The 15,817-nt window shown below is 63.8% G+C and carries 13 protein-coding genes; 3 read left to right on the forward strand and 10 right to left on the reverse strand.

All coding sequences use genetic code 11. The annotated features are described in order from the left end of the window. Nucleotides 1-13 precede the first annotated feature (13 nt). The 3 genes from AAGA68_06580 to pabB all read right to left on the reverse strand — a co-directional run bounded on the left by AAGA68_06580 (nucleotide 14) and on the right by pabB (nucleotide 3,530). Nucleotides 14-1,096 carry a beta-ribofuranosylaminobenzene 5'-phosphate synthase family protein gene (locus AAGA68_06580; protein MEM9384707.1) on the reverse strand — a complete coding sequence of 361 codons (1,083 nt, stop codon included), beginning with the start codon at nucleotides 1,094-1,096 and terminating at the stop codon, nucleotides 14-16. Nucleotides 1,097-1,107: 11 nt separating this feature from the next. Further along, a complete protein-coding gene (locus AAGA68_06585) occupies nucleotides 1,108-2,004 on the reverse strand; it encodes a formylmethanofuran--tetrahydromethanopterin N-formyltransferase (protein ID MEM9384708.1) in 897 nt (298 codons plus the stop codon). A 107-nt stretch (nucleotides 2,005-2,111) separates the two neighbouring features. Then, a complete protein-coding gene (gene pabB, locus AAGA68_06590) occupies nucleotides 2,112-3,530 on the reverse strand; it encodes an aminodeoxychorismate synthase component I (protein ID MEM9384709.1) in 1,419 nt (472 codons plus the stop codon). Nucleotides 3,531-3,688: 158 nt separating this feature from the next. Here pabB and hutG point away from each other — a divergent pair, with 158 nt between their 5' ends. After that, nucleotides 3,689-4,507, forward strand: coding sequence for an N-formylglutamate deformylase (gene hutG, locus AAGA68_06595; protein ID MEM9384710.1), 819 nt, complete (start codon nucleotides 3,689-3,691; stop codon nucleotides 4,505-4,507). A 31-nt stretch (nucleotides 4,508-4,538) separates the two neighbouring features. Here hutG and AAGA68_06600 read toward each other — a convergent pair whose 3' ends face one another. Next, the gene (locus AAGA68_06600) at nucleotides 4,539-5,570 is read right to left on the reverse strand and encodes a hypothetical protein (protein MEM9384711.1); all 1,032 of its coding nucleotides are present in this window, start codon (nucleotides 5,568-5,570) and stop codon (nucleotides 4,539-4,541) included. 273 nt (nucleotides 5,571-5,843) lie between these two features. Between AAGA68_06600 and AAGA68_06605 the strand changes: the two genes are divergently transcribed. Further along, nucleotides 5,844-6,188, forward strand: coding sequence for a hypothetical protein (locus AAGA68_06605; protein MEM9384712.1), 345 nt, complete (start codon nucleotides 5,844-5,846; stop codon nucleotides 6,186-6,188). Nucleotides 6,189-6,351: 163 nt separating this feature from the next. Then, nucleotides 6,352-6,846 carry a YcgN family cysteine cluster protein gene (locus AAGA68_06610; GenBank protein MEM9384713.1) on the forward strand — a complete coding sequence of 165 codons (495 nt, stop codon included), beginning with the start codon at nucleotides 6,352-6,354 and terminating at the stop codon, nucleotides 6,844-6,846. Nucleotides 6,847-6,921: 75 nt separating this feature from the next. Here the strand turns inward: AAGA68_06610 and AAGA68_06615 are convergent, their stop codons facing one another. From AAGA68_06615 to sucD, 6 genes are all read right to left on the reverse strand, one after another. Further along, a complete protein-coding gene (locus AAGA68_06615) occupies nucleotides 6,922-8,103 on the reverse strand; it encodes an aminotransferase class V-fold PLP-dependent enzyme (protein MEM9384714.1) in 1,182 nt (393 codons plus the stop codon). 26 nt (nucleotides 8,104-8,129) lie between these two features. Beyond that, a complete protein-coding gene (gene glyA, locus AAGA68_06620; protein ID MEM9384715.1) occupies nucleotides 8,130-9,380 on the reverse strand; it encodes a serine hydroxymethyltransferase in 1,251 nt (416 codons plus the stop codon). A 78-nt stretch (nucleotides 9,381-9,458) separates the two neighbouring features. Continuing rightward, nucleotides 9,459-11,132 carry a formate--tetrahydrofolate ligase gene (locus AAGA68_06625; protein MEM9384716.1) on the reverse strand — a complete coding sequence of 558 codons (1,674 nt, stop codon included), beginning with the start codon at nucleotides 11,130-11,132 and terminating at the stop codon, nucleotides 9,459-9,461. Between the two features lie 16 nt (nucleotides 11,133-11,148). Continuing rightward, nucleotides 11,149-13,941, reverse strand: coding sequence for a phosphoenolpyruvate carboxylase (locus AAGA68_06630; protein MEM9384717.1), 2,793 nt, complete (start codon nucleotides 13,939-13,941; stop codon nucleotides 11,149-11,151). A gap of 1 nt (nucleotide 13,942) precedes the next feature. Next, the gene (locus AAGA68_06635; protein ID MEM9384718.1) at nucleotides 13,943-14,914 is read right to left on the reverse strand and encodes a D-glycerate dehydrogenase; all 972 of its coding nucleotides are present in this window, start codon (nucleotides 14,912-14,914) and stop codon (nucleotides 13,943-13,945) included. An 11-nt stretch (nucleotides 14,915-14,925) separates the two neighbouring features. After that, nucleotides 14,926-15,816, reverse strand: coding sequence for a succinate--CoA ligase subunit alpha (gene sucD / locus AAGA68_06640; GenBank protein MEM9384719.1), 891 nt, complete (start codon nucleotides 15,814-15,816; stop codon nucleotides 14,926-14,928). Nucleotide 15,817: the final 1 nt, after the last annotated feature.

Raw genomic sequence — 15,817 nt, forward strand, 5'->3', positions numbered from 1 at the left:
GATTATTGAGAATTCAGTGGTCGACGCTAGCGGCCAGCGTATCGCTGGCGGCGCCGTCGCCGGGGGCGATCGGCTGCAGTCGTGCGGGAGTGTTGCGAGGAGTGGCCACGGCGAACTGCAGCCCGCTCCCGGCTCGCCGCTGGGCTTCGAGCTGAGCGACCAGGTGACGGGCGTGGGCTTCGTCTGCGCAGAAGCCGAATCCTGTCGGCCCCCATGAGCTCTGCCCCACGCCGTGGGTGCCGTGCGAGCGCATCCAGGCTAGGACCTCAGTGACCGCCGGGCTCGCGAAGCGTCCGCCCTGGGCGGGTGCAAAGTGATCACCTACGCGTTCCTGTAGCTCGGTGATCGCAGCGCCAAAGACGCGTAGGTCTGCTTCGATCAGCGCCGGGAGCATGCCCATCAACACGAGTGTCGCGTGCTCATGCACACCCGGGGGGGAGCGTTTGGCCAGCTCGCGGAACGCCGCGCGCTCTCTCTCCCCGGACAATCCGCGGAAAGCCTGGTCGAACACGAGCACCACTCGCCACGCGGAGGGTACCTCGGCCCGAGCGATGATCGGCGGTGGCTCCAGCGCAGCTTGCGCAGAGGCTTTGCCGCCATCGACCAGAAAGCCACCCTGCTCGAACGCGCCGACCCCGATGCCCGAACGACCTCCCCGATCCAGCAGACTCGCCGTGCGCGCAGCAGAAAGCGGACGACCCGACTGCGCCGAGAGGGCGGCGCCGAGCGCCAAGGCCAGCTGGGTGCCCGATCCAAGGCCCGCGTGAGCAGGCATCGCTTGCAACACTTCCACGCGTATCCGATGGGCCAGGCTCAGGTGGTCGAGCAGGGTACTGACGTAGCGAGTTGCCCGAGATGACTCGACGCCGCTCACGTCCAGTCCGTTGCCTGTCCGCACCCGAAGCCGCGTATGCGGGTGGTCCAACGCCATGCCCACGCTGCCGAAGCGACGCCCGCCCGCAGTGCCCGCGGGATCGATGAAGCCCATGTGCAAGCGAGCTGGCGCCAGCACCTCGACGCCCGCGAGCGGCTTCTGCGTGGGCAGCGTCGTGGGACCGCTTACACCTCCCCACGGGCTTGGTGGTCGATTAGCCACCCGAGCGTCCCTCAGTCGAACAGGCTGTGCAGTTGAATTTTGCCCTTACCGAGCTTGCCGCCGTAGTTGGCCGTGTGGATTTCCTTCACGCCTGCCACCGCGGTCGCCGCTTCAATTCCGGCACGCATGCCCTCGCGCACCTGGGCCTCGCGCGGGGCGCTGACGATGATCTCGTAGATGCACTTCACGCCGTCTGGTACGTAGCTGTCTTCCACATCTATCAACGGACAGTAATGATGGTTGGTCGTTGCCACCATATCCTTGTAGTTCTTTGCCCCGACCTTGGATCCGCTGGCGGCGCACTTTACGACGACTTCATCGATCGCAGCCACCGCCTCCATAGACTTCTCAGCCGATGCCAAGCAGTTCTCGATGTTGTCTGCCAGAATCAGAAACATGCCACCGGTGACAGCTTCGGTAATGCCGAAGGTGCGCTCCACGTGTAAGAAGCCGTCCATACGGGGCACGCGGTACACGGTACGACCGTGGTGCTCGATCTCCTGCTCGTAGCCGTCGCCGAACTTCTGGATCACCGTGCCTTCAAGATCCAGCGTGTCTTCGGCGTACTCCTTAGGCATCGCATCGAACACACTGGTCTGCGGGTTGGGCACAGCCCCCTTGCGGATACGTAGCGCTAGGCACTTAGTCAAGTGTTCCAGCTTGCGATCCATGACTTGAATAATGAACCCCGGACGACCATCGGGAGTGTCCTTCGGGCTGACTTCCCGCTCGAGCGTCGCCTCACAGGGGGGAGCCGTTGCGGAGCGCCCCAAACCCTTGGTCTCCATGGCTGCTTCGTAGGCCCACTTCCGGTTGATGCTGGTGACCAAGATCCGCGCGTCGCGCGCCGCAAAGGTCTCCGAGTAGTCGTCCTGGATAGGAATTCCGTTGATCTTAAGTTCAGCCATTAGATGCACTCCAAGATAAGTAAACTGTAAGCTAGCGCGTTCTGTTGGCCGGCGCTGCGATGTTCAGGGGATACCGGGTCCCTTCAGCGCGCGAGCCTTCGATATGCCTAAGAGATAAGATCTGCAGCCTGCTCGCGACGCATGAGCGCGAGCATGCCCGAGGCCTTGTCGAAACTCTCCTGGTACTCAGCATCCAGCGCTGAATCTGCCACGATGCCGCCACCCGCCCAGCCGTGCAGCATGCCGCCGTGCCAGGCCATCGTTCGAATGGCGATGTTGGTGTCCATGCTGCCGTCTACCCCTAGGTACCCGATAGCACCGCAGTACACACTGCGCCGGTGCGGCTCGAGGGTCTCGATAATCTCCATGGCGCGGATCTTCGGTGCGCCCGTGATCGAGCCTCCAGGGAAGCAGTGGCGAAGTAACTCGATCGCATCTGCGCCCTCTTCCAATTCGCCGGTGACGGTGCTCACCAGGTGGTGGACGCGCTCGAAGCTCTCAAGCTTCCACAGCTCCGGCACGCGCACGCTACCGGGGCGGCAGACCTTCCCCAGGTCGTTGCGCAGAAGATCGACGATCATCACGTTCTCGGCCCGATCCTTCTCGCTTCGATAGAGCTCCTCGGCCATCGCACGGTCCGCCTCTGCCCCGAGTTGGCGTGGTCGCGTACCCTTGATCGGGCGCGTCTCGACCACCCCGCGACGTACCTTAAGGAATCGTTCGGGTGAAGATGAGAGCACCGCGCCGTCTGGCAGGCGCATGAAGCTCGAGAAGGGAGCGGGCGTGACTTCCCGCAGCTGGCGATAGGCGGACCAGGCGTCACCGGCGACCGGGGCTGAGAAGCGTTGGGCGAAGTTCACCTGGTAGCAATCTCCGGCCCGGATGTGGCCCTTAATGCGTGCAAAAGCCTCAGCGTACGTCTGCGGCGTGAGATTGGCGACGCACTCGCCGATGAGTTGATAGCCGGCCGCGGCCACCCGTTCCGAGCCACCCCACGAGACGCCGCCCGTCACCAACCCGTGCACGCGCGCCCACCAGGCCTCATCCCGAGCCTGCGGGGCGACCAGACGAGTGCGTCTTTCGCGGTGGTCGACCACCACCGCCCAGTCGTAGACGCCGACGGCCATATCGGGAAGGTCGACGTCGCGTTCCGCGACCGTTGGCAGGCGTTCAAAACGACGACCCAAATCGTAGCCGAAGTAGCCCAACGCACCGCCGCAGAACGGCAGATCAGGCACCTCAGGCTGGCGCGGCCCCATGCGCTCTCGCAGGAGCTCCAGGGGGTCGGCGTCGCTTAGCTGTAGATCACCCCCCTCGCGCACGGCGGTGACGCCGCCACGCGTGCAGAGCGTGGCGCGCGGGCGCGCGGCGAGCACGTCGAAACGACCGAGGGGCGCACGCGGCACGCAACTGTCGAGGAACACGAACCAAGGTTGCGCCGACAGGTGCTGAAACTGACGTGCCGAGTCCGGGGCGTAGGGCAACTCGATAACGCGCTGGGATGCTGTTGCTGACAGGACGCTCACTCTCCGCCGTTCCCCACCAAGCCGCGGGGCGAAGGGCGCCTCGCGGGGCGCACAAGTGTAGCGCATTCGTGACCTGAGTCCGACAGCGTGCGTCATCACGATTGCTGCGGGATCGGCCTATAATTGCTGGTTCATCTCGACTCGAGGAGCGCCTATCCGTGGATCCCGTAATCGACCTGCAAGAGGGCGACTCGCCAATCATCTTGAGTGCTCCCCACGTGGGGACTCAGGTGCCCGAGGGGATCCTGTCCCGGCTCTCGGAGCGCGGCCGCGCGCTAGATGACACGGACTGGCACATACACCGCCTTTACGCGGGATTGCTGCCCGGCGCGACAACGGTCTCCGCGCGCTACTCCCGCTACGTAGTCGACCTCAACCGCCCCCCGGACGGCGGTTCCCTTTATCCCGGGCAAAACACCACCGGCACCTGCCCAGTGACGGACTTCGATGGTGAATCCCTATACCTGGAGGGGCAGGCGCCCGACGAAGACGAGGTGGCCGAGCGCGTCCGAACCTACCACCGCCCGTACCACGAAGCCCTTCACCAGCAAATCGAACGACTCAAGGCCAAGCACGGGGCGGTCCTCCTCTACGACTGTCACTCGATCCGTTCAGTGATCCCCTATCTCTTTGAGGGCCAGTTGCCGGTGCTCAACATCGGCACTAACCAGGGTGCCACCTGCCATGCGGATCTGGAGACCCTTACCGCGGAGGGCTGTCGAGCCGCCGAACAGGGCGGATACAACTGGGTCCTGAACGGTCGCTTCAAGGGAGGATGGACCACGCGCCACTACGGTCAACCGGAAACGGGGGTTCACGCGATCCAGATGGAGACGGCCCAGCGCGCCTATCTCCACGAGACGCCGCCGTGGAACTACGCGCCCGCGCTGGCGGATCAGCTGCGCCCCTACCTGCGCGCGATGCTGGTCACGCTCGAGGCGCGGGTACGAGAGCTGGGCGCGCAGGGTGGGGCCTGATGGCCCGGATCGGTCCCCGGTCCATCTGCGCCTAGAGTAGCAACGCCTGGAAGAACCAACCTGACCAGTGCCTACGCTGCGTCAGGAAGAAGTCGTTCACCTCGCGCGCCAGCTCGATAAGGGCGGCATCGAGCGCGGCTGGCACCGAACACGGGGAGGCTTGCTGGGCCGCATCGCCACTCCCTGCGAGCGTGTCGAGTCGCACAGTGCCCCCCTCGGCGATCAGGCCGCGACGGGTGGAGCCGTCCGCGACCGCCTGGTGGGCGATCGCGTAGTGCCGGGCAACCCGTTCAGCGGTTGCCGGCTTCCATTGGCCCATCACAAGCAGGAGGCGCTCTAGGGCCGTCAGCTCCAGGTGTTCTTCTACAAAGGCGATTGGATCCGCCCGAGTGGTGCTCTCGCCGACGAGCGCCAACAGGCCCGCGACGGTCACCAGGCGCGAGGAGCGCAGCTTCACCATGCGCAGGCGCCAACTGTCGTCTTCGCCGTGCGCGAAGTCGTAGGTTTGATAGGCCACGTAGCTGCGCCGGTAGCGCACAAGCTCAGAGGCCAGCAGTGCGAAAGGCGCCGACGCCCCCTGCCCGATGGTGAACCAGCGCAGCACCTCGCCACGCAAGCAGCCGAAGCGGTCGGACTGAGTCACTGCTCGCGCATCCAGCAGGCACTGGAGCCGCTTGCCGTAGACCTGCGGAGACTCGTCCAGGCTCCCCAGGCGCCGCGGGTCGAGCAGCTCCGCCCGCCGCACGACCTGGCGAAAGAAACCACCGCGCTTCGGCGCCCGTAAGCCCACGCTCTCGATCGCCTTGAGCACCTCCGCCATAGCGCGCTCTACCGCGTCCGGGCCAGCGCCGTCGCTGCCTACGACGACGCAGTCCACGTCCGAATCCGGCGCCGCCTCGCGACGTCCGAGTGACCCCGCCGCCGCAACACACTCGAGCGCGTCCAGCGCCCCTCCCGCTCTAGCAAGCTGCGCTCGCAGGGCCCGAAGGCGCTTGTCGCTCCAAGCGCGACTCGCCTCCAAGCCTTCGGGCAGGCAGATCCGGTAGCCCAGCCGTTCACTCACGACGCGATCGTCGCGGCGATCAACGCGCCGGGTAGCACGGTGCTTTTCGATATCACGGACGGCGGATACACTTACCTAGCCTGGATTGTTTATGCGTCTTCGTCGCGAGGTGGTGACACGCGGAAACCGTGGGGTGGCGCGCCGCGTACTGAGCAGTACGTCGAGCGCCTGACGAGAGCACACCCTATGTTTTCCTGTGTACCACCGGCCGCAGCGAAAGACTCATGAGCAATCCAGGCTAGTGGCAGGTCAACGCACGGGGAGTGCAAGGGAATGAACTCAAGGATACCGGAAGACTCGGTGCTCAAGCGCCATCACGTAGGCAGCGCCCTCGCCGACATACTCGCAACGATGCCGCCGCGCCCGAGTGACTCGGTGCTTAGACGTCACTTCGACGGGTCCGTGCAACAGGCCCTCGATGCCGCCGTGGGTAGCGACGCAGCCGCCCTGCTGTTGGGGGATGGCAGCGCCTCGGCCAACGCCGTATCGAGCGCGACCGTTGGCCCCCCGCCCGCAGCGGCGGCGTCCTCGGCGCCCGCCAGCAGCGGTGACGGCGCGCCGCAGAGCACGGGCGGCGGCGGCTTCTTCGGCTGGTTGAAGCGCCTTTTCGGCGGCTGAGCCCACCGCGCACGGCAACACACGAAAGGCGGCAGGTGGGTGATCCCGCCTGCCCACCCTCCACACCTGCAGCGAGCAGCCGGGGCCACCGATGGCTGTCGCGTCCTCCCCCAACGAACACACCGTCACGGAATAGGCCGGCTGAGCCAGCTAGACTCCCCGGATGGCAAAGCGCTCGGACAAGCACGGTTCCCCGCCCACGCCGCCTGAGGGCGAGGAGCGACCCTTCTGGGAACGGAAGTCGCTCAAGCAGATGACCACTAAGGAGTGGGAGTCGCTGTGCGATGGCTGCGCTCGCTGCTGCGTTTTCCGGCTCGAGGATGAGCGCACAGGCGAAAGGATTGGCACCAACGTATGCTGCGATCTTCTCGACACGAACAGCTGCCGCTGCACCGACTACCCTCGCCGATCGATCAAACAGCCTCAGTGCATCACCCTGACCGCGAGGATGCTCACCAAGGACGCGAGCTGGCTGCCGGGAACCTGCGCCTATCGGCGTATCGCGGAGGGACGAGGACTAGAGTGGTGGCACCCGCTGGTATCGGGCACCACCCAAACGGTGATCGATGCTGGGATCACGGTGCGCGGGCGGGTCATCCACGAGCGTGAAGCGGGTGACCTGGAACATCATTTGGTGGACGGCTGGCTCACGGACTAGGGCCTCCAGCGACGAAGGCCAGGGGCGACGGCCGCGATAGACGTGGCCGAGACCCCCGCGCGCCTGAGCAATCCGCTAGCGCTCGTTCTGCAGCCAGTAGGTGGTCGCCGCCGCCACGCCACTGCCCGGCGCCACGTCAGCGCCGAACTCACGCAAGATCATCTCTGCGCCGCTAATCGCGCTGCACAGCATAAGCTCGTTGAGATCACCGAGATGACCGATGCGGAATGCCTTGCCCGCAAGCTGCGATAGGCCGGCGCCTAGCGCGAGGTTGTAGTGGGTGGCCGCGCGCTGCACGACTTTAGCGCCGTCGATGTTCTCAGGCACCAGGATCGTGGTCACCGTGTCCGATTCCCAGCGCTTTGCCTTGGCGCAAATCTCGTAGCCCCAGCCCTCGCGCACGGCCGCTCGGACGCCTTCCGCAAGGCGGTGGTGGCGAGTGTAGACGTTCTCTAGGCCTTCCTCGAGCAAACGATCCAGCGCTACGCGCAGACCACGCAACATAGGCATGGACGGCGTGTAGGGAAAGTAGCCGCCCGGGTTAGTAGCGAGCATGTCGTTCCAGTCGAAGAAACAGCGAACGAGCTTGGCATTCTCACGAGCCGCGAGTGCCTTCTGGCTAACGGCGATGATCGCAAGACCTGCGGGCAACATGAAGCCCTTCTGCGAGCCACTTACGGCGACGTCGACGCCCCACTCGTCCATGCGGAAGTCGATGCTGCCGATCGAGCTGACGCCGTCGACGAATAGCAGTGCTGGATGGTTCGCATCGTCCATCACCTTGCGCACTGGCGCCACATCGCTAGTGACGCCAGTGGCCGTCTCGTTGTGCGTCATGAGGACGGCCTTGATGTCGCGGTCCGTGTCATCACGCAGGATCTGGCCGAAGGTCTCTTCCGGCACGCCCGTTCCCCACTCAGCGTCGACTTCGATCACGTCTAGGCCAAGCCGCTGGGCCATGTCGATCCACAGATGGCTGAACTGGCCGTAGCGCGCGATCAACACCTTGTCGCCGGGCGACAGGGTGTTCTGCAGGGCCGATTCCCAACCACCCGTACCCGACGCGGGAAACACAATGACCGTGCCTTCGGTGGTCTTGAAGACCTGCTTGAGGTCCTCCATCAGAGGTTTGGTGAACGACGGCAGCAGGGGCGATCGATGGTCCTCCATCTCCGCGTGGATGGCGCGCATTACCTCGGGCGGCACGTTGGTCGGGCCGGGGACGAATAGGTGGTGCTTTCCGGTGAGCATGGTCATGGTCGATCAGTTCTCCTGCCGTGATATCAACGATAGACGGGGAAGCGGGAGCACAGCTCGACCACCTCGTTCTTCACGCGCGTCAGCGTGGCGTCGCTCTCGATGTCTTCGAGGACATCCGCAATCCAGTTGGCCACCTGCGTCGCCTCCTTTTCCTTGAAGCCCCGCGTGGTGATCGCCGGGGACCCGATGCGCACCCCCGAGGTCACGAAGGGTGACTGGGGATCGTTCGGCACCGTGTTCTTGTTCACGGTAATGTTAGCGCTGCCGAGCGCCGCATCGGCGGCCTTGCCGGTGAGCCCCTTGTCGACTAGATCAAGCAGGAACAGGTGGTTTTGCGTGCCCCCGGACACCACTTTGAAGCCGCGCCCGATCATGGTCTCCGCCATCGTCTGCGCATTCCTCAGGACTTGGGTCTGATAGTCCTTAAAGCCCGGCTCTAGGGCCTCCTTGAAGGCAACGGCCTTGGCGGCGATGACGTGCATCAACGGTCCGCCCTGAATGCCGGGGAAGATCAGGCTGTTGTACTTCTTGGTGAGCTCATCATTCTTGCGTGCAACGATGAGCCCCCCACGAGGGCCGCGCAGTGTCTTGTGGGTGGTCGTAGTAACGGCATCGGCGTGCGGTACGGGGTTCGGGTAATGGCCGCTCGCCACCAGCCCGGAGACGTGCGCCATGTCCACTACCAAGTAAGCGCCCACCTTGTCCGCTATTTCCCTGAAGCGTGCCCACTCGATGATCCCCGAGTAGGCGGAGAAGCCGCCGATGATCATCTTTGGCTTTTGCTCGACGGCGATCTCCTCGATGACATCGAAGTCGAGGCGACCGTCAGAGTCGACCCCGTATTGAGTGGCATCGTAGATCTTGCCGGAGAAGTTGGGCTTGGCGCCGTGGGTGAGGTGCCCCCCGTGATCGAGGCTCATGCCCATGATCTTGTCGTGCGGCTTGAGCAACGCCATGAACACGGCGGCGTTGGCCTGCGAGCCCGAGTGCGGCTGCACGTTGGCGTAGTCAGCGCCGTAGAGCTCCTTGGCTCGATCGATCGCGAGCTGCTCCGCCACATCAACATGCTCACAGCCACCGTAGTAGCGCTTGCCCGGGTAGCCCTCGGCGTACTTATTGGTGAGGACGGATCCTTGCGCCTGCATCACCCGGGGGCTGGTGTAGTTCTCTGATGCAATCAGTTCGATATGCTCTTCTTGACGACGCACCTCATGGCTCATCGCCTCCCACAGATCCGGATCGAACTGCTCGATGGAGTCGGTCTTGTTAAACACTCCACTAACCTCCAGTAGTCAAAAGCGCAAGTCGATTCGCGAGGTGTCTTCCACCTATCGAATCAGCTCATCATAAAATCAGAACAAGCCGCTGATGCTGCCGTTCTCGTCAATATCGATTCGCTCGGCAGCCGGAGCCTTGGGCAGGCCGGGCATGGTCATGATGCTGCCACAGATCGCCACAATGAATCCTGCCCCGTTTGCTAGCCGCACATCCCTGACGTGAACCGCATGTCCGGACGGCGCTCCGCGCAGGCCGGGATCGGTGGAGAAGCTCATCTGGGTCTTCGCCATGCACACGGGATAGTCCGGATACAGGCGTGACCATTCCTCGAGCTTGGACTTCACCTTTGGATCTGCGCTGATGTTCGCCGCTCCATAAACCCGCGTGGCGACCGCCTCGATCTTCTCCCACAAGGAGGCCTCATCCGGATAAACGTAACGATGTGTTCCCGGCCGCTCGTCCAGGATTCCGGCGATCTTGGTGGCGAGATCCTCGGCGCCAGCGCCGCCATCTGCCCAATGGCGCGCGACCACTACCTCGACGCCCAGCTTCTCGCAACGCGCCTTCACGGCGGCAATCTCCGCGTCCGTATCGAAGGTGAAGTGATTAATGCCCACAACGCAAGGAAGCCCGTAGCGTTCCGTGATGTTGCTCACATGCCGCTCGAGGTTGGAAAGTCCTTCCTCCAACGCGGACAGGTTCTCCGTATTCAGGTCCGCCTTGGCCACACCACCGTGAAACTTCAGCGCGCGGACGGTGGCCACGAGCACAACAGCGGCCGGCTTGAGGCCCGCCTTGCGGCACTTGATGTCGATGAACTTCTCGGCCCCAAGGTCGGCACCGAAGCCGGCCTCAGTCACCACATAGTCGGCCAGCTTTAGGGCCGTCTTGGTGGCCATAACTGTGTTGCAGCCATGGGCGATATTGGCGAAGGGGCCGCCGTGGATGAACGCCAGGTTGTTCTCCAGGGTCTGCACTACGTTGGGCTTGATCGCGTCCTTCAGCAGCGCAGCCATGGCGCCGTGGGCGTTCAATTCACGCGCGTACACGGGCGTCGTGCGATCCCGCTTGTAACCGACGATGATCCGACCCAAGCGATCCTTTAGATCAGCCAAACCATCGGCGAGGCACAGAATGGCCATGACTTCCGACGCCACCACGATGTCGTAACCGTCTTCGCGCGGGAAGCCGTTGGGTGTTCCGCCAAGCCCCACTGTGATCTGGCGCAAGGCGCGATCGTTCATGTCGACCACGCGCTTCCACTGAATCAGGCGCGGATCTAACTCCAGTGCGTTGCCGTGATTGATGTGGTTGTCAGTCATTGCGGAGAGCAGGTTGTGTGCGGCGCCGATCGCATGGAAGTCGCCGGTAAAGTGCAGGTTGATGTCTTCCATCGGCACAACCTGGGCGTAGCCGCCTCCGGCAGCCCCACCCTTCACGCCAAAGCAGGGCCCGAGCGAGGGCTCGCGCAGACAGACCACGGTTTTGCGACCGATGCGGTTCAAGGCGTCACCAAGGCCGACGGTGGTCGTAGTCTTGCCCTCACCTGCAGGGGTCGGGCTGATCGCGGTCACCAGAACCAGCTTGCCATCCGGCTTGTCCGCCAGGGAGCTGATGTGATCCAGGGACAGCTTGGCCTTGTAGTGACCGTAAGGGTCCAGGTGCGAGCTTTCGATCCCGAGCCGCTCACCGGCCAGCTCGATGATCGGCCGCATCTTGGCTTTGCGTGCGATTTCGATGTCAGACATTACGTTGGCTCCCCCTTTATCCCGTCCATCCCAAGGCAGTCGCGATGCAGTTGATCGAGAGTAGGAGCGGCACCAGTTCATCGAGGCGCTGCTCACCGTTCTTGTTCTTCGAGCCGCCGCGGAACTCCTTGATCAGTGAAATCTGCTCGTACCCTATCTGCTTGATCGCCTCCGACCGGCGCGCGAACTTGCGGCGAAAACGTGGGAAGCGAGAGGCCAGTGCCTCGCTGTTAGAAATCGCCAACACGTGGCGCACGGTGAGTTCGTACTCAGCCGTGATCATGCCGAAGATCTCCGAGCGCACCTGCTCGTCCGGGACCAGTCGCGAGTAGCCCTCCGAAATCTCCAAATCCACCTGGAGCAAGGTCTTCTCAACCTCGTCGATCACCAAGCGGAAGAGTCTCGATTGAGCGAACATTCTGCGTAGCGTGGTGCGCGCCTCCTCGCCGCCGCGCTCGCGGATAAAGGCCTCAATGCCGCTGCCGAATCCGTACCAGCCTGGCACGATGTGGCGATTTTGGGTCCACGCAAACACCCAGGGGATCGCGCGCAGATCAGACAGGGAGGTGGCGCCGAATCTACGAGCTGGGCGCGAGCCCATATTCAGCAGGCTCAACTCTTCGACGGGACTTGCCGCGGCGTAGTACTGCACCAGGCCCGGGTGCTCGATCAAGCGTCGGTAGGCCTGGTAGCAAAACTCCGAGAGGCTATCCATCGCCGCGTTGAGTTCTTCATTAGGTTTCAGCGCCGACTCGTGCTCGGACTTCACCGTATGTTCGAGCACGCTCTCGGCCAGCAGCTCCATGTTGTAGAGCGCCGTACCCTGGTTAGCGAATTTGAAGGAGACGACTTCGCCCTGCTCGGTCAAGCGCAGGCGGCCGCCGACAGACCCCGCGGGTTGGGCGGCGATGGCGCGCCCCGTGGGAGCGCCGCCGCGGCCCACCGATCCCCCGCGACCGTGGAAGAACGCCACCGGAATACCGTGACGCTCGCCGAGCGCGGTAAGGCGCTGTTGGGCGATGTGTAGCTCCCAGCTAGAGGTGAAGTAGCCTCCGTCCTTGTTCGAATCCGAGTAGCCGATCATGCACTCGTGGTAGCCGCCGCTGTGGCGGCACGTGCGTCGCACGTAGGGAACTTCCAGGAGTGCGGTCATGATGTCCGGCGCGTTGCGCAGATCGCCGATAGTCTCGAACAGCGGTACCACCTGCAGTGGGCAGTACTCACCTTCCTCCTCGCTTGCTACCAACCCTGCCAGCTTCGCCGTGACGTAAATACCGAGCACGTCCTCCGCACTCTCGGTCATGCTAAGCACGATCGCGCCAAGGGCACGCTCATCTAGGCTCGGTCCAAGGTCGCGCAAGGTACGTAGCAGGCGGAAAAACTCCTGCGAAGCGGGCGGTAGATCGTTGAAGGTAATCTCGTAGGGGCGTTCGCGCTCGAGTTCGCCTAACAGCCACTCACGCCACTCGGGTGAGTCGAGCGCCGGGCGCTTATCCTCCGTGCTGCCGGTAACTCGCAGCCAGATGTCCTGCAAGGCCCGACGGGTCACAGTGGTGTTCTGCCGCACGTCTAGGCTGACCGTCTTAAATCGAAACACCTCGATCTCGCGGCGCAGGGCCCGCGCCGCGCTGCGCGCAAGGCCTACGGAACCGCCCTTCTCCAGCGTTTGCTCCATGATCAGCAAGTCATCGACCAGCTCATCTGCCGAGTTGTAGGCGTAGGTACCCGGTGCGGGAGTTCTGTGCTCCTCGGCAGCGGCCAGCGTACCCGCCAACTTGCGCTGCATGCACACGGCAAACTGACGGAACACCTCGTTCGGATTGCGGGTGGAGATGTGCTCTCCCTCCCCACTCTCCTGCAGATGCAGGTCTAGGCGCGCCCGAAACTCACGGCTCAACTCGAAAGCGTACTCAGCGATACTCAGGCGTCGGCACAGGGCCTGAAGCTGTTCCGCGTAGCGTCGTAGACTCTCCAGACGACAAGAGAAGAGGGTCTCGCGCGTAGTGTCCGCGGTGACGAAGGGATTGCCGTCGCGATCGCCGCCAATCCATGACCCGAAGTCGAAGAATGCGGGCACGCTGATAGCGGCGCCGGGATAGGCCTCCTCGATCGCTTGCTCCAGCTTGTCGAACATCTCCGGCGTGCGCGAGAACAGAGCATCGCGGAAGAAGTGAAGCCCCCACGCCACCTCATGCGCCACCGTGGGCTTCTGCATCCGCAGTTCCCCCGTCAGCCACAGCAGGTCGATCTCCTCCTCCAAATCGGCATGCAGGTTATCGCGCTCGCGCCGGGTCCAGCGCGGCGACTCCAGCTCCATCAGAAGCAGGTAGATGCGACGGTGAATCTCGAGCACGGTGACCCGCTTGGCCTCCGTTGGGTGGGCCGTGAGCGTGGGCCGCACGCGGGCCTCGTTGAGCACCTGCTGCAGGCGCTGGGCAGAGTACCCTTGCTCCCGAGCGTCGCGCAGCATCTGCGCGAAGCTTCCGGCCACTTCCGCGGCACCGCGCTCCATCTCGATCATGCGACGACGACGCATTCCTGCATTCTCCTCAGCAATGCCGAGGAGCTGAAACCAGATGCCCTGTGCCTGGAGGATTGCGAGTATTAGGGCACGATCGGACGGCGGCGTTGCGCTGCCGTCGCGCAGATATGCCTCTATGCGCGGCTCACGCCGTTGAATTACCTTATAGAATGAATGACTCAGCAGCTCGACCGCTTCGTTCGCGTAGAGGGCGACGCGATCGGCGATTGAGCTCGGCGTAGCTTCCAGCGCCGCTTCGGGGCGGCTGTCGTCGGTAGCGTCGTTCATGTCATGCCACCCTGTCGTGCGGCGCCTTGCCGGCAAAGAAGGCGCGCAGATTACTGACCACGCGCATCCCCATCGCTTCACGGGTCTCCAAGGTGGCGCTGCCAAGGTGAGGCAGCAACACCACGTTGTCCATGCTGAGCAACGCCTCGGTGACGGTGGGCTCCTTTTCGTAGACGTCGAGTCCGGCGCCCGCGATCACCCCATCACGCAGGGCCGCCGTCAGCGCCGCCTCGTCCACCACATCCCCGCGGGCCGTATTGATCAGGAACGCGCCGCGCTTCATCAAGCCGAGTTTCTCGGCGTTGATGATGCCCGTGTTTGCACCGCCCCCCGGCATGTGCAGCGACACGAAGTCGGCGCTGGCCATTACCTCGTCGATCGAATCGCAGCGGATGGCGCCGTAGGCGTTAGCCACCTCAGCCGCCGGCGGATAGGGATCGCAGTAGCGGATCTGCATGCCAAAGCCGAAGTGCGCCTTGTGCGCCATGGCGCGAGCAATGCGACCGAAGCCGATCAGACCTAGGACCTTGCCCGTGACCTTGGCGCCCATCATGTGGGTCGGACGCCACCCGGTCCACGCCCTCGTGCGCACGTGGCGCTCGCCCTCTCCGGCGCGTCGGGCGACCATCAGCATAAGCGTCATGGCGGTGTCAGCGGTGCAGTCCGTTAGCACCTCGGGCGTATTGGTCACCACCAGGTCACGTGCCTTAGCCGCTTCCAAGTCGATGTGGTTGAAGCCCACGCCGTAGTTTCCGATCACCTTTGCGCGGAGGCTCGACGGACTCATCACTTCCTCCGTGATCTTGTCCGACACGGTGGGGCACACCGCATCGGCCTCGGCGAACGCGGCCTGCAGCTGCTCCCTCGTCATCGGCGTGTCGGATTCGTTTAGCACCAGCTCATACTCGTCCGCGAGCGTCCGCTCGACCGCTTCGGGCCAGCGCCGCGTGACGATCACCTTGGCCTTAGACATACGCTCGCCTCCTAAGCGACTTTCTCGAGCACACTGGCCACTACGGGACCGAAATCAGCAGGCGTCGGCACGATGGTCACGCCGCACTCCTGAAGAATCTCCACCTTCTCCGCTGCCGACTCGCCGAAGGCGGAGATGATCGCGCCCGCGTGACCCATTTGTCGGCCCTTGGGTGCCGTGAGGCCGGCGATGTAGGCTATCACCGGCTTGCTCATGTGCTCTTTGAAGAAGCGTCCCCCTGCGGCTTCCTGCGGGCCGCCGATTTCGCCGATCATCACCACCGCTTTGGTTTCCGGGTCCGCTTCGAAGCGTTCCAGGTGATCCCGGAAAGCGCTGCCGTTGATAGGGTCGCCGCCAATGCCAACGCTGGTGGAGATGCCGATCCCGAGGGACTTCATCTGCGAGGCAGCCTCGTAGCCGAGGGTCCCCGAACGGCCGATCACACCGACCGGCCCGGGCATGTAGATATGGCCAGGCATGATGCCCATCATGCATTTGCCAGGGCTGATGCTACCGGCACAATTAGGCCCCGTGAGCACCATGCGATTCTCCGCGCGGTAGCGGCGCATGTAGCGTTTGACGCGGATCATGTCCTGGGTCGGTATGCCGTCGGTGATGCAGACACAGAAACGGATGCCCGCATCGGCCGCTTCCATGATGCCATCCGCAGCGAAGGGTGGCGGCACTAGGATGATCGAGGCGTCCGCCCCGGTCGCCTCAACGGCGTCCTTTACCGTGTTGAAGACCGGCCGCTCGAGGTGCGTGGTGCCGCCCTTGCCCGGCGTTACGCCGCCGACGATGTTGGTACCGTAGTTCATCATCGCCTGAGCATGGAAACTGCCGTGCTGACCGGTGAAACCCTGCACTATGACGCGGCTGTCGTTGTCGAGAAGAATTGCCATG

Source organism: Pseudomonadota bacterium, from assembly GCA_039193195.1.
Taxonomy (GTDB): domain Bacteria; phylum Pseudomonadota; class Gammaproteobacteria; order Steroidobacterales; family JBCBZW01; genus JBCBZW01.